At 61.6% G+C, this 14024-nt stretch carries 11 protein-coding genes; 1 reads left to right on the top strand and 10 read right to left on the bottom strand.

Annotated features, from left to right (window positions below; genetic code table 11):
• Positions 1-2: 2 nt before the first annotated feature.
• From QK296_RS03970 to hutC, 10 genes are all read right to left on the bottom strand, one after another.
• Positions 3-1412, bottom strand: coding sequence for an amino acid permease (locus QK296_RS03970; protein WP_014716540.1), 1410 nt, complete (start codon positions 1410-1412; stop codon positions 3-5).
• Positions 1413-1576: 164 nt separating this feature from the next.
• Positions 1577-3115, bottom strand: a complete 1539-nt coding sequence (gene hutH / locus QK296_RS03965) for a histidine ammonia-lyase (RefSeq protein WP_087149707.1) — start codon at positions 3113-3115, stop codon at positions 1577-1579.
• Between the two features lie 26 nt (positions 3116-3141).
• Complete coding sequence (hutH, locus tag QK296_RS03960) at positions 3142-4650, bottom strand: histidine ammonia-lyase (RefSeq protein ID WP_282390619.1); 1509 nt, start codon at positions 4648-4650, stop codon at positions 3142-3144.
• A gap of 152 nt (positions 4651-4802) precedes the next feature.
• Positions 4803-5627, bottom strand: coding sequence for a glycine betaine/L-proline ABC transporter ATP-binding protein (locus QK296_RS03955; protein WP_014716537.1), 825 nt, complete (start codon positions 5625-5627; stop codon positions 4803-4805).
• Positions 5624-6475 carry a proline/glycine betaine ABC transporter permease gene (locus QK296_RS03950; RefSeq protein WP_003187838.1) on the bottom strand — a complete coding sequence of 284 codons (852 nt, stop codon included), beginning with the start codon at positions 6473-6475 and terminating at the stop codon, positions 5624-5626. Before QK296_RS03950 ends, QK296_RS03955 begins: the two co-directional genes overlap by 4 nt.
• Positions 6476-6546: 71 nt before the next feature.
• Complete coding sequence (locus QK296_RS03945; protein ID WP_161904189.1) at positions 6547-7512, bottom strand: ABC transporter substrate-binding protein; 966 nt, start codon at positions 7510-7512, stop codon at positions 6547-6549.
• A gap of 69 nt (positions 7513-7581) precedes the next feature.
• Positions 7582-9027, bottom strand: a complete 1446-nt coding sequence (locus QK296_RS03940; protein WP_014716534.1) for a cytosine permease — start codon at positions 9025-9027, stop codon at positions 7582-7584.
• A 148-nt stretch (positions 9028-9175) separates the two neighbouring features.
• Entirely contained in the window at positions 9176-10846 is a 1671-nt protein-coding gene (gene hutU, locus QK296_RS03935; RefSeq protein ID WP_282390618.1) for a urocanate hydratase, read from the bottom strand.
• 342 nt (positions 10847-11188) lie between these two features.
• Entirely contained in the window at positions 11189-11749 is a 561-nt protein-coding gene (locus tag QK296_RS03930; RefSeq protein WP_057709568.1) for a HutD family protein, read from the bottom strand.
• Positions 11746-12525 (bottom strand): histidine utilization repressor, encoded by a 780-nt coding sequence (gene hutC / locus QK296_RS03925; RefSeq protein ID WP_153474487.1) that lies wholly within the window; start codon positions 12523-12525, stop codon positions 11746-11748. The genes QK296_RS03930 and hutC overlap by 4 nt, the downstream gene beginning before the upstream one ends.
• Before the next feature lie 78 nt (positions 12526-12603).
• Between hutC and QK296_RS03920 the strand changes: the two genes are divergently transcribed.
• A complete protein-coding gene (locus tag QK296_RS03920; RefSeq protein WP_003187828.1) occupies positions 12604-13968 on the top strand; it encodes a formimidoylglutamate deiminase in 1365 nt (454 codons plus the stop codon).
• Positions 13969-14024 lie beyond the last annotated feature (56 nt).

Below are 14024 nucleotides of genomic sequence, written 5' to 3'. Positions count from 1 at the left end.
AGTTATCGATGAGACAAGACCGGGTCGTAATCGACCTTGGCCGTTTGCCCGGCGGCAGGCTTGACCCACAGCCAGTAGGCGATGATCAGCAGCACGATCCACACGGCGCCCACCATCAACGCCGCCTGGGTGTCCGGGAAGTAACCGAGTACACCAAACACAAACAGCATGAACACAATGGCCGCTGCCGGCGCATAGGGCCAGAACGGCACCGGGAATTTCAGTTCGGCGACCTGCGCCTTGGTCATGGAGCGGCGCATGGCGACCTGGGTAAACAGGATCATCAGCCAGACCCACACGGTGGCGAAGGTGGCAATCGAGGCGATCAGCAGGAATACGTTTTCCGGGATCAGGTAGTTGAGCACCACACCGCCGAGCAAAGCGGCGCCCATGACCACCACGGTCATCCACGGCACGCCTTGTTTGGACAATTGCGCGAAGCCCTTGGGCGCCTGCCCTTGTTGAGCCAGGCCGTACATCATGCGGCCGGCGCCGAAGATGTCGCTGTTGATCGCCGACACCGCCGCCGAGATCACCACGATGTTAAGGATAGTCGCCGCCGAGCCAATCCCCAGGTTGCTGAAGATCTGCACGAACGGGCTGCCCTGGCTGCCGATCTGCGGCCACGGGTAGATCGCCATCAACACGAACAGGGTCAGCACGTAGAACAGCAATATACGCAGCGGCACCGCGTTGATCGCCTTGGGGATCACGCGTTGCGGGTCCTTGGCTTCACCGGCGGTGATGCCGATGATTTCGATGCCGCCAAAGGCGAACATCACCACCGCAAACGAGGCAATTAACCCGCCGATGCCGTTAGGCATGAAGCCGCCGTGAGCCCACAGGTTGCTCAGACCGCTGGCCTGGGTTTCGCCTGCCGAGTGAATGCCGAACAGCATGATGCCAAAACCGCCGAGGATCATCGCCACGATGGCGCCGACCTTGAGCAGCGACAGCCAGAACTCCATCTCGCCAAAGACTTTGACGTTGCACAGGTTCAGGCCGCCGATCAAAAACACGATGCCAAGCACCCAGACCCAACGGGCCACTTCGGGAAACCAGAAGCCCATGTAGATGCCGAACGCGGTGACGTCGGCGAGGCAGACGATGATCATTTCAAAGGCGTAGGTCCAACCGAGGATAAACCCGGCCATCGGCCCCAGGTAGGTGCTGGCGTAATGACCGAAGGAGCCGGACACCGGGTTGTGCACAGCCATCTCGCCGAGGGCGCGCATCACCATGAATACAGCAGCGCCGCCGATCAGGTAGGCCAGCAGCACGGCAGGGCCAGCCATTTGGATGGCGGAGGCGGAGCCATAAAACAGCCCGGTGCCGATCGCGGACCCCAGGGCCATGAAGCGAATATGTCGGGCGTTGAGCCCGCGTTTCAAACCTTTTTCTGGCTGGTGCATTTCTCGTCCCTAATTATTCTTATGAGGAGAAGATCGTTCCCACGCTCGGCGTGGGAACTCCGACCTGGACGCTCCGCGTCCGCTTTAAGAGCGGTGACGCAGAGCGTCACAGGATGCATTCCCACGCGGAGCGTGGGAATGATCAGGCACAGACCGAGTCGCGGTCAGAGGCTTGGCAGCAACCTGGCCGGCACCAGCTCATTCAGGCAGCGGCTGGCGAGCAGTTCGCTGGCGGCGTTGATGTCGGGGGCGAAGAAACGGTCCTTGTCATAGAACGCCACTTTGCCGCGCAGGATGCCACGGGCTTTTTCCAGCTTGGGCGAGGTCTTCAGGCCGTCGCGCAGGTCCAGGCCCTGGCACGCCGCGAGCCATTCCACCGCGAGGATGCCCCGGGTGTTCTCGGCCATTTCCCACAGACGCTTGCCCGCAGCCGGGGCCATGGACACGTGGTCTTCCTGGTTGGCCGAGGTCGGCAAGCTGTCGACGCTGTGGGGATGGGCCAGTGCCTTGTTCTCGCTGGCGAGCGCGGCTGCGGTCACCTGGGCGATCATGAAACCGGAGTTCACCCCGCCATTGCCCACCAGAAACGGCGGCAGTTGCGACATGTGCTTGTCCATCATCAACGAGATACGGCGCTCGCTCAGGGAGCCGATTTCGGCAATGGCCAGCGCCATGTTGTCGGCCGCCATGGCCACCGGCTCGGCGTGGAAGTTGCCACCGGAAATCACGTCACCCTCGGCGGCAAAGACCAGCGGGTTATCCGACACTGCGTTGGCTTCTACCACCAGCACCTCGGCGGCCTGGCGCAATTGGGTCAGGCAGGCGCCCATGACCTGTGGCTGGCAACGCAGGGAGTACGGGTCTTGTACCTTGTCGCAGTTCTGGTGCGATTGGGACACCTGGCTGCTCTCACCGAGCAGGTCGCGATAGGCCGCTGCCGAGTCGATCTGGCCACGTTGGCCACGTGCCGCATGAATACGCGCATCGAACGGCGAGCGCGAACCCAGTACCGCTTCCACGGTGAGGCCGCCGCACGCGAGGGCACCGGCGAACAGGTCTTCGCCTTCGAACAGGCCACGCAGGGCGTAGGCCGTGGACACCTGGGTGCCGTTGAGCAGGGCCAGGCCTTCTTTGGCGGCCAGGGTCAGCGGCGTGAGGCCGGCGATTTTCAGTGCCTCGGTGGCTTCCAGCCATTCGCCCTTGTAACGCGCCTTGCCTTCGCCAAGCAGTACCAGGGACATGTGCGCCAGCGGCGCCAGGTCACCGGAGGCGCCGACCGAACCCTTGAGCGGAATGTGCGGGTACACCTCGGCATTAATCAGCGCGATCAGCGCGTCGATCACCTGGCGACGAATCCCGGAGAAGCCACGGCTCAGGCTGTTGACCTTGAGCACCATGACCAGTCGCACCAGCGCATCGCTGATCGGCTCACCGACGCCGGCGGCGTGGGACAGCACCAGGGAACGCTGGAGGTTTTCCAGGTCTTCGCTGGCGATGCGGGTCGAGGCCAACAAGCCAAAACCGGTGTTGATGCCATAGGCGGTGCGGTTCTCGGCGAGAATCTGCTCCACGCAGGCAACGCTGGCTTCGATCTGGGCCGAGGCACTGTCATCCAGGCTGAGGGTTACTGGCTGCTGGTAGATGGCACGCAGTTGGGCGAGGCTCAGTTGGCCTGGAATCAGGTTTAGCGCAGTCACATTCATACTCCTTGTGAATTGTTCTTAGGTGTTCAGTGCAAATTCGGTAATGCAGTGTTTTTAAGCAGCTGGGCAGCGGCGGCAATATCCGGCGCCAGCCAACGGTCCTGTTCATAGGCAGGGACCACTTCGCGCAGCAGACGCCAGGCGTGGTCGGTACCGGCGCCGAAGCGCTGGCCCTTGAGAAACTCGAAAGCCTGGGCCGCCAGCAGGTACTCGATGGCAAGAATCTGGGTGACGTTGGCCAGCACCTGGTGCAGCTTGAGCGCAGCGTTGGTGCCCATGCTCAAGTGGTCTTCCTGCAGGCCCGAGGTGACGAAGTTGTCGAGCACGGCAGGTTGCGCCAACTGGCGGTTCTGCCCGCACAAGGACGCGGCGACGTATTGCACGATCATCATTCCGGAGTTGACGCCCGGGTTGCTCACCAGAAAGGCTGGCAGGCCGCTGACATGCGGGTTGACCAGACGGTCCAGTCGGCGCTCGGCCACCGAGCCGATCTCGGCCATGGCGATGGCGAGTATGTCGGCCGCCATCGCAACGGACTGCCCGTGGGGGTTGGCCTGGGACACCACACGGTAATTATCCGGCGTGCCCAGCACCAGCGGGTTGTCGGTGGCGCTGTTGAGTTCGGTTTCGATCTGGCGCGTGGCGTGTTCCACCTGGTCGCGGGCCGCGCCGTGAATCTGCGGGATCGAGCGAATGCTCAAGGCGTCCTGGGTGCGAATACCTTTGCTGCTGGCGATCACCTCACTGCCGTCGAGCAGGGCACGCAGGTTGATACCCACTTGCTGCATGCCTGGGTGTGGCTTGAGGGCGATGATGGCTTCATCGAAGGCGTCGATCTGGCCGCGCTGGGCTTCGAAGCTCATGGCACCGATCACGTCGGCCCATTGCAGCAAGTGATGCGCATCAGCCAGGGCCAGGCAGCTCAGGCCGGTCATGCACGGCGTGCCATTGACCAGACACAGGCCGTCCTTGGCGCCGAGTACCACCGGCTGCAAACCTTCAGCCTGCAACGCGTGTTGCGCCGTGACGATCTGGCCTCGGTAGCTCACATTGCCGACGCCCAGCAGGGCCACGCCGATATGGGCCATGTGGGTCAGGTACCCCACCGAGCCTTGGGACGGCACTTGCGGGGTGATGCCATGGTTGAGCAGCGCCAGCAGTGCGTGCACCACCTGCGGATGCAGGCCGGACTTGCCGTGGCTGTAGTTGATGATCGCCGCGCAAATGATCGCGCGGGTCTGCTCATCGCTGAGCACCGGGCCGACGCCGCAGGCGTGGCTCAGCAATGTGTTGCGCGACAGTTGGCTCAGTTGCTCGGTCTTGAGCGAGACGTTGCACAGCGCGCCCAGGCCGGTGTTCACGCCATAGGCGCGCTCGCCGCTGGTGACGATGCGCTGCACGATGGCTTGGGCATTGTCGATGCGCGCCCAGGCGTGGCCCGACAGTTCGAGCACCGCGCCGTGGCGGGCGACGGCGGTGACGTCCTGCCAGCGCATGGGGGTGTCGGCGATGATGATTTTGGTTGCCTGGGACATCTTTATACCTTCTTCAATTCTTAGGCAGCATTGATCGTTCCCACGCTCTGCGTGGGTACGCCGCCTGGGACGCTCTGCGTCCCCCCAAGTGACGCGGAGCGTCACGAAATGCGTTCCCACGCGGAGCGTGGGAACGATCAACACAGCCCGGATCAGACCACCGCCGCCCGGCGCTGAACAAAGCGGTCCACATATTCATCCGCCGGCGAGTGCAGAATCTCTCGCGGGGTGCCGACCTGAATCAGCTTGCCGTCCTTGAGAATCGCAATGCGGTTGCCGATGCGCACGGCCTCGTCGAGGTCGTGGGTGATGAACACGATGGTCTTGTGCAGGGTCTTTTGCAGCTCCAGCAACTGGTCTTGCATCTCGGCGCGGATCAACGGGTCGAGGGCGCTGAAGGCTTCGTCCATCAGGATGATGTCGGTGTCGGCCGCCAAGGCGCGAGCCAAGCCCACGCGCTGGCGCATGCCGCCGGACAGCTGGTGGGGGTATTTGTTTTCGTAGCCTTTGAGGCCCACGGTTTCGATCCAGTGCAACGCACGTTCGGCGCAGACCTGCTTGGTTTCGCCACGTACTTTGAGGCCGTAGGCAACGTTGTCGAGCACGCTCTTGTGCGGCAGCAGGCCGAAGCTCTGAAACACCATGCTGATCTTGTGCCGACGGAATTGACGCAGGGCTTCCATGTCCAGTTGCAGGATGTCTTCGCCGTCCACCAGGATCGCGCCGCTGGTGGGGTCGATCAGCCGGTTGAAGTGGCGCACCAGGGTGGATTTGCCCGAACCCGACAAGCCCATGATCACGAAGATCTCACCGGTGCCGATGCTCAGGGACAGGTCATTGACGCCGACCACGCAACCGGTCTCGGCCAGTACCTGGTCCTTGGTCTTGCCCTGGCCTACCATGGCCAGCGCATCCTTGGCGCGTGCGCCGAAAATCTTGAAGACGTTTTTGACTTCGATTTTGCTGACAGTCGTCATTTGCTCGCCTCATGCCGTGGGCGGCCATAAGCCTGGGTAATGCGGTCGATGACCACTGCGAGAATCACGATCGCCAGCCCGGCTTCAAGGCCGCGGCCGACGTTGAGGGTCTGGATGCCGACGAGCACGTCTTCACCCAAGCCACGGGCACCGATCATCGAGGCGATCACCACCATCGACAGCGCCATCATGGTGGTCTGGTTGATCCCGGCCATGATGCTTGGCAGCGCCAGCGGCAATTGCACGCCGAACAGTTGCTGCCAGCGGTTGGCGCCGAAGGCGTTGATGGCTTCCATGACTTCGCCATCGACCTGGCGAATCCCCAGGTCTGTGAGGCGAATCAGCGGCGGCGCGGCGTAGATCACCGTGGCGAAAATCGCCGGGACCTTGCCCAGGCCGAACAGCATCAGCACCGGGATCAGGTACACGAAGCTGGGCATGGTTTGCATGATGTCCAGCAACGGCATCAGCACCGAACGCAGGCGGTTACTGCGCGCCGACAGGATGCCCAAGGGGATGCCGATCAACACCGAGATCACCGTGGCCACCATCATCAATGCCAGGGTTTGCATCAGCTTGTCCCACAGGCCAACCGCGCCCACCAGGAACAGCAAGCCGACAATCACCGCCGTGGTCACCACCTTGCGGGTGGCGTGCCAGGCAATACCGCCGACGATGGCCAACATCAGCCACCAGGGCGCCGCGCGCAGCAGGCCTTCCAGGTTGACGATGGCCCACAGCAGCGTGTCGGAGATGTGCCGGAACACATCGCCGTAGTTGGTGACCAGTGCGTCCACCCAACCGTTGACCCAGTCGGCGATGGAAAAGGTAAAACTCTCAGGAAACATATCGTGCTCTCGATCCAGTGGGTTGTGGCCAGCCGCCCGGCCACCCTTGAGGGTAGCCGTGCACCCTTGACCTACAAGGCCGCGTCGATTTTCTTGGCTGCGTCTTCGCTCACCCAGGCGTGCCAGACTTCAGGATGTTCCTTGAGGAAAATTTTCGCCAGTTTCGGCGATTCGATTCGTTCTTTGGCCATGCGGCCCAGGTTCTGGTTCAGCAGGTCGATGGGCAGGTTGACCTTTTCCAGCACGGCCACCAGTTCCGGGGCTTGCTCGTGGAAAGTCTTGGACAGGCCGACTTTGATGCTCACGGTTTTATCCACGCCGGGCTTTTCTTCCAGCTTGACCAGGTCGACCTGGCCCATCAGCGGCGTCGGTGACCAGTAGTAGAACAGGATCGGCTCGCCGCGTTTGTAGCTCGACAGCACCGCCGCATCCAGCGCCGGGCCGGTGCCCGGGCGGAAGTTGGTGTAGGTGCTTTCCAGGCCGTAGCTCTTGAGCATTTCGCTGTTGTCCAGCTCGCAGGTCCAACCGGCCGGGCAGTTGTAGAAACGACCCTTGGACGGTTCTTCCTGGTCCTTGAACACCGAGGCGTACTTGGCCAGGTCGGCGATGTTTTTCAGGTCCGGGGCCTTGGGTTCGAGCTTGCGTTTGGCATCGCCTTCGATCACATAGCGCGGCACGTACCAGCCTTCTACCGCGCCGACCACCGGAGCACCGACGCCGACGACTTTGCCGGCCTTCTCGGCTTTGTTCCAGACCTCGCTGCGACCTACCCACTCCTCGGCGAACACTTGGATGTCGTTGCTGCCCAGGGCGTTTTCCATGGTGATGGAATTGCCTGGCAAGCTGTCGGTTTTGCAGTCGTAGCCTTTTTCCAACACGGTTTGCAGGATGTCGGTGAGCAACATGCCGCTTTCCCAATTCAGGCCGGCGAATTTCACCGGTTTACCCGACTCGCACCAACCAGCCGCCTGGGCGCCGGCACTTGCCAGCACGCCAGCTGCGAACAGAGTAGCCAGCAAGGTCTTATTCATAGTCATTGTTGTGACGCTCCCAATCATGAAATGGATTACGGCAGTCAGTAGGCGTCCTGCCCTGTCCACGTCCCATCAGGCTTGTGCAGCCAGCCCGTTTGTTGTGGGTGAAGCGCCCTGCTCTTTTGGCAGGATCAGGTGATCGGGTACCGTGCCGTGCCATTTTTTCGCACACACGTAATACAGGGCCGCCGGCAGTACCAGGCCGATGATCCAGGAGATATCCACATCCCCCAGCGCGGCCACCAGGGGGCCGGTGTAGAACTTGGTGGAGATGAACGGCAACTGCACCAGCACGCCGAATACGTAGACGCTGATGCCCAGCAGGTTCCAACGGCCGTAGCGACCGTTCGGGTCGGCCAGCGCCGGCACGTCATAACGCTCACGGGTGATGCAGTAGTAATCCACCAGGTTGATCGCACTCCAGGGCGTAAAGAACGCCAGCAGGAACAAGATGAACGACTTGAATGCACCGAGGAACGAATGCTGGCCAAGCAACGCTATCAGCGTGGCCGTGCCGACGATCATCAGCACGAACACCAGACGCTGCAGACGCGTAACCTCCAAGCGCCCACGAAAGCCGCTGATGATGGTGGCGATGCACATGAAGCTGCCGTAGGAATTGAGCGTCGAGATGGTGACCTTGCCGAACGCGATGCTGAAGTACAGCAACGCAGCGGTAGCCCCCGTGCCGCTCAAGCCAACGATGTACGCCACCTCGTGGCCGGCAAACTGCCCGTTGGACATGGCCGCGGCAAACACGCCGAGGACCATCGCCACTTGGGCACCGATGACCGAACCTGCGCCAGCCGCGAGGAAGGTCTTCACCGATGACGTGTGGCTCGGCAGGTAACGCGAGTAGTCCGCCACGTACGGCCCGAAGGCGATCTGCCAGGAGGCCGCGAGTGACACGGCCAGCAGGAAGCTGCTCCAGCTGAAGTGGCGAATTTGCAGGAGTGCGCCAACGTCGGTCTGGCTCATCAAGCGGCTGAACAGGTACACAAAGGCAACCACGCCAATCAAGCTGGCAACCCGGCCGATGAAGTGGATCACCCGGTAACCCAGCACCGTGACCAGCACGATGACACTGGCGAAAATCAGGATGCCGACGCTGTCGCTGACCCCGAACAACTGGCCCAGCGCCTGGCCCGACAGCACGGTACCGGTGGCGGTGAAGCCCAGGTACATCAAACACACCAGCACAATCGGAATGGCCGCGCCGTAAACGCCGAACTGCACCCGACTGGAAATCATCTGCGGCAGGCCAAGCTTGGGCCCTTGCGCCGCATGCAGCGCCATGACGCCACCGCCGATCAGTTGACCGATGAGCAGGCCGATCAACGACCAGAACACATCACCACCCAGCACCACGGCCAACGCCCCGGTGACAATCGCAGTGATCTGCAGGTTGGCACCCATCCACAGGGTGAATTGACTGAATAGACGACCATGTCTTTCCGCTTCCGGGATGTAGTCGATCGAACGTTTCTCGATCAACGGGGTGGTGTCGTTTGCAGCCATGTTGTTCAACCTCTGATGGATTGTTTTGTACGCATCTTGCTCTTCTGTGGGAGCTGGCTTGCCTGCGATAGCATCACCTCGGTCGTACTTCCAGACCGCGTCGTCTGCATCGCAGGCAAGCCAGCTCCCACAAGTACTGCGCCGGCCGTTACTTGATCATCGGCAGGTTCAGGCCCTGTTCCTTGGCGCAGTCGATAGCAATCTGATAACCGGCATCGGCATGGCGCATCACCCCGGTCGCCGGGTCGTTGTGCAGCACGCGGGCAATCCGCTCGGCCGCTTCGTCAGTACCGTCGCAGACAATCACCATCCCCGAGTGCTGGGAGAAGCCCATGCCCACGCCACCACCGTGGTGCAGCGAGACCCAGGTGGCGCCGCTCGCGGTGTTGAGCAAGGCGTTGAGCAGTGGCCAATCGGACACAGCGTCGGAGCCGTCCTGCATGGCTTCGGTTTCGCGGTTCGGGCTGGCGACCGAGCCGGAGTCCAGGTGGTCACGGCCGATCACGACCGGCGCGGACAGCGCGCCGCTGCGCACCATTTCGTTGAACGCCAGGCCCAACTTGGCACGCTGGCCCAGGCCGACCCAGCAGATACGTGCCGGCAGGCCCTGGAAGCTGATGCGCTCGCGAGCCATGTCCAGCCAGTTGTGCAGGTGGGCGTCGTCCGGGATCAGTTCTTTGACTTTGGCGTCGGTCTTGTAGATGTCTTGCGGGTCGCCGGACAGCGCCGCCCAACGGAACGGGCCGATGCCACGGCAGAACAGTGGGCGGATGTAGGCCGGTACGAAACCTGGGAAGTCGAACGCGTTTTCCACGCCTTCTTCCTGAGCCATCTGGCGGATATTGTTGCCGTAGTCGAAGGTTGGGATGCCTTGCTTCTGGAATTCGAGCATGGCTTTGACGTGTACGGCCATCGACTGCTTGGCGGCCTTGATCACGGCGGCCGGCTCGGTCTGGGCGCGAGCGCGGTATTCGTCCCAGGTCCAGCCGGCCGGCAGGTAACCGTTGAGTGGGTCGTGGGCGCTGGTCTGGTCGGTGACCATGTCCGGGCGCACGCCACGCTTGACCAGTTCTGGCAGGATCTCTGCGGCGTTGCCCAGCAACGCGATGGAGATGGCTTTGCCTTCCTTGGTGTATTTGGCGATGCGCGCCAGGGCGTCGTCGAGGTCGGTAGCCTGCTCGTCGACGTAGCGGCTGTTCAGGCGGAAGTCGATGCTGACTTGCTGGCACTCGATGTTCAGCGAGCAGGCGCCGGCCAGGGTCGCGGCCAAAGGCTGCGCGCCGCCCATGCCGCCGAGGCCGGCGGTGAGTACCCAACGGCCGGTCAGGTCGCTGTTGTAGTGCTGGCGGCCGGCTTCGACGAAGGTTTCGTAGGTGCCTTGGACAATGCCTTGGCTGCCGATGTAGATCCAGCTGCCGGCGGTCATCTGGCCGTACATGGCCAGGCCCTTGGCATCCAGTTCGTTGAAATGCTCCCAACTGGCCCAGTGCGGCACCAGGTTGGAGTTGGCAATCAGCACGCGCGGGGCGTTGCTGTGGGTCTTGAACACGCCGACCGGCTTACCGGATTGCACCAGCAGGGTTTCGTCGTCGTTCAAGTTAGTGAGGCTCTCGACGATCTGGTCGTAGCACTCCCAGTTGCGCGCCGCACGGCCGATACCGCCGTACACCACCAGTTCCTTGGGGTTCTCGGCCACTTGCGGGTCGAGGTTGTTCATCAGCATGCGCAGCGGCGCTTCGGTCAGCCAGCTTTTGGCGGTGAGCTTGTTACCGCGGGCGGCGCGGATTTCGACGTCACGGTATTTTGTAGGCTTGGTCACAGCTAGGACTCCTCGGCGATCGATGCGCGGACATGGATGGTGCGAGGTCTTACGCACACATCTTTACTTGTATGTACAAGCATATGCAATCGAGCGGCCAACTTTTGAAATGAGCCTTGCAGATTTTTTTCCAAGGCGCGCGCAAGCCTTGATAATCAAGGCTTGGAGGCTTGATGAAATTTCTTACGGAGGCGTTTTACAGCAAAGAGGATTTGTCACGACAGCGTGGCTTTGCGTCACGCTGGGGCGTTCGGTAACAAATTGGTGCGCGGAGTGGAAACAGATTTTGTGAACAATGCAAAAAAACAAATGTGGGAGCTGGCTTGCCTGCTCCCACAGTTTTTAACCGCGTGCGGTCAGTTCGATGATGCAGCAGCGGCCAGTGACGCCGATATCCAGCAGGCCCGTGTTACCGTCCACCTGCAGGCAATCATGGTGGCCGAGCTTCTCGCCCAGCACCTTCACTTCATCCGCCACGCTGAACACCAGCACCGTCTGCGCGGTGCTGAAAAACTGCTGCACGCCATCCACCCACTGCAAGCGTGCATGGTAACGCTGTGGCGAGTAGATCAGGTTGAAGTCGCGAATCGGCCCCGTGATCAAGCGGCATGACACCTGGCTTTCGCCCTTGAACGCGAACGGCTGTAGCGGTAACAACCCACGTTGTTCCTCACCGTCCACGGTCAGCACCATGCCGGCGCCTTTGATCACGGTGATCACGCGCTGGTAACCGGCGAAGGTGGAAAACCCACCCGATTCGGCAATGTCGGCAATCGACAAACGCCAGCCAAATCCATCCAGGCCGGTGCCCGCATCGCGGGCGATTTCTTCCGTGCTACCACCGCCGTTCTTCCACGGCATGCGCACGTAGTCGGCGGCGCGCCAGACTTTCACAGTACTCATTTGCTGAAACGTCCTTCGAGGCTGTGACGGGAACCGGGGTGGATCAACCGCGCCGCAGTCACCGGCTGGCGACCCGACCAGGTGCGTCGGCGAATCAACAGGCACGGCTCGCTCGGCTCGATCTGCAACAACTTGCACTCGGCGGCATCGGCGAGGATCGCCTCAACCACATGCTCGCCCTCAGTCAACGGCGCCACCTGGTTCAAATAGGCATAAGGGGTTTGCTGGGTGAAGTCCTGTTGCAGGTATTGCGGCGCGACCAGGGCGTTGACGAATCGGTCTTCTATTTGCACAGGAATGTCGTTCTCGTAATGCACGATCAACGAGTGGAACACGCGCCCGCCTTCACGCATTTCCAAGGCAACGGCGCGCTCGGAACCGGCGGCCTCTTCGCCCAGGGTGATCACTTGGCAAGTGTGCCGATGCCCGCGGGAGGCGATTTCATCGGCGATGTTGTGCACTTCAAACAGGGCCGACTGGCTTTTGGGCTCAGCCACGAACGTACCGACGCCTTGCATGCGCACCAGCAAACCTTCGGCGGTCAGCTCGCGCAGGGCACGGTTGATGGTCATGCGGCTGAAGCCCAACTGGCTGACCAACTCGCTTTCCGACGGCACGCGGTAATGGGGCGGCCAGTTGCCGTTGAGGATCTGCTGGCTGATCATCTGTTTGACGCGGGCATACAAGGGCGCCGGACTTTCGTCCATGTGGGCAGCCAGCGAAGAGTTGGCGGGCGGAGTCGGCACAGGGAATCCTTGCGGGGGAAAAAGATGCATAGATTGCCGGAGTTTACCGAGCAGGCAAACGTCTGTATATGTATATACAAATAAACACACGACCGGGGTGCCTTGATCATGTCCGCTTTCTTTGCCGAACGCGCACTGCTGCCTAATGGATGGGCCAACGATGTACGTCTTGAAGTCAGCGCCGATGGCCTGCTGACAAAGGTTGAGCCCAATGCCAGTGCAGAAGGCGCCGAACGGCTCAGGGGCCCGGTGTTGGCGGGCATGCCGAACCTGCACTCCCATGCCTTCCAGCGCGCCATGGCAGGCTTGGCCGAAGTGGCCGGCAACCCCAATGACAGTTTCTGGACCTGGCGCGATTTGATGTACCGCATGGTCGGCAAGATCAACCCCGAGCAGTTACAGGTCATCGCCCGTCAGCTGTATATCGAAATGCTCAAGGCCGGCTACACCTCGGTGGCCGAGTTTCATTATGTGCATCACGATCTCAGCGGCCAGCCCTACGCCGACCGTACGGAGCTGTCCCGCCAGATCAGCCTGGCGGCCGCCAGCAGCGGGATCGGCCTGACCTTGCTGCCGGTGCTCTACACCCACGCAGGCTTTGGTGGCCAAGCGCCGAATGAAGGCCAGCGACGGTTTATCAACAGCACTGAAAACTACCTGGACCTGCAAGCCCGCTTGCAGCCCATTCTGGCGGCACAACCGGCGCAGCAACTGGGCCTGTGCTTCCATTCCCTGCGCGCCGTCACCCCCGAACAAATCCATACCGTGCTGGCCGCCAGTGACAAGGCCTGCCCGGTGCATATCCACATCGCTGAACAGCAAAAGGAAGTCGACGACTGCCTGGCCTGGAGCGGCAAGCGCCCGTTGCAGTGGCTGTATGACAATGTCGAGGTGGATGAGCGCTGGTGCCTGGTGCATGCCACCCATGCCGATGCCGATGAAGTCACCCGCATGGCCAACAGCCGAGCGATTGCCGGTTTGTGCCTGACCACCGAAGCCAACCTGGGCGATGGGATTTTCCCGGCGGTGGATTTCCTCGCCCAAGGTGGGCGCATGGGTATCGGCTCCGACAGCCATGTATCACTGAGCGTGGTGGAAGAATTGCGTTGGCTGGAATACGGCCAGCGCCTGCGTGATCAGCGGCGTAATCGGCTGTACCGCAGTGATCAACCGATGGTGGGTCGCACGCTGTTCGATGCTGCGCTGGACGGTGGTGCTCAAGCGCTGGGCCAGCCGATTGGTCAACTGCAAGTGGGCAAGCGTGCGGATTGGATTGTGCTGGACGGTAGCGATCCGTACTTGGCGACGGCCAGTGAGGATGGGATTCTCAACCGCTGGCTATTTGCCGGTGGGGATCGGCAAGTGCGCGATGTACTGGTCAATGGCAAGTGGGTGGTGCGAGATGGACATCATGCTGGCGAAGAAGACAGCCGCCGGGCATTCACCCAGGTCCTGAAGGACTTGCTGAACTAACAGCCAATCCATAACAACTATGGGAGCTGGCTTGCCTGCGATAGCATCAACCCGGT

Origin of the sequence: Pseudomonas sp. AL10, assembly GCF_029960685.1 — a bacterium.
GTDB classification, from domain to species: domain Bacteria; phylum Pseudomonadota; class Gammaproteobacteria; order Pseudomonadales; family Pseudomonadaceae; genus Aquipseudomonas; species Aquipseudomonas lactis.
The sequence above is the reverse complement of the archived record's forward strand: the minus strand, read 5'-3'. Positions and strand labels throughout refer to the sequence as shown.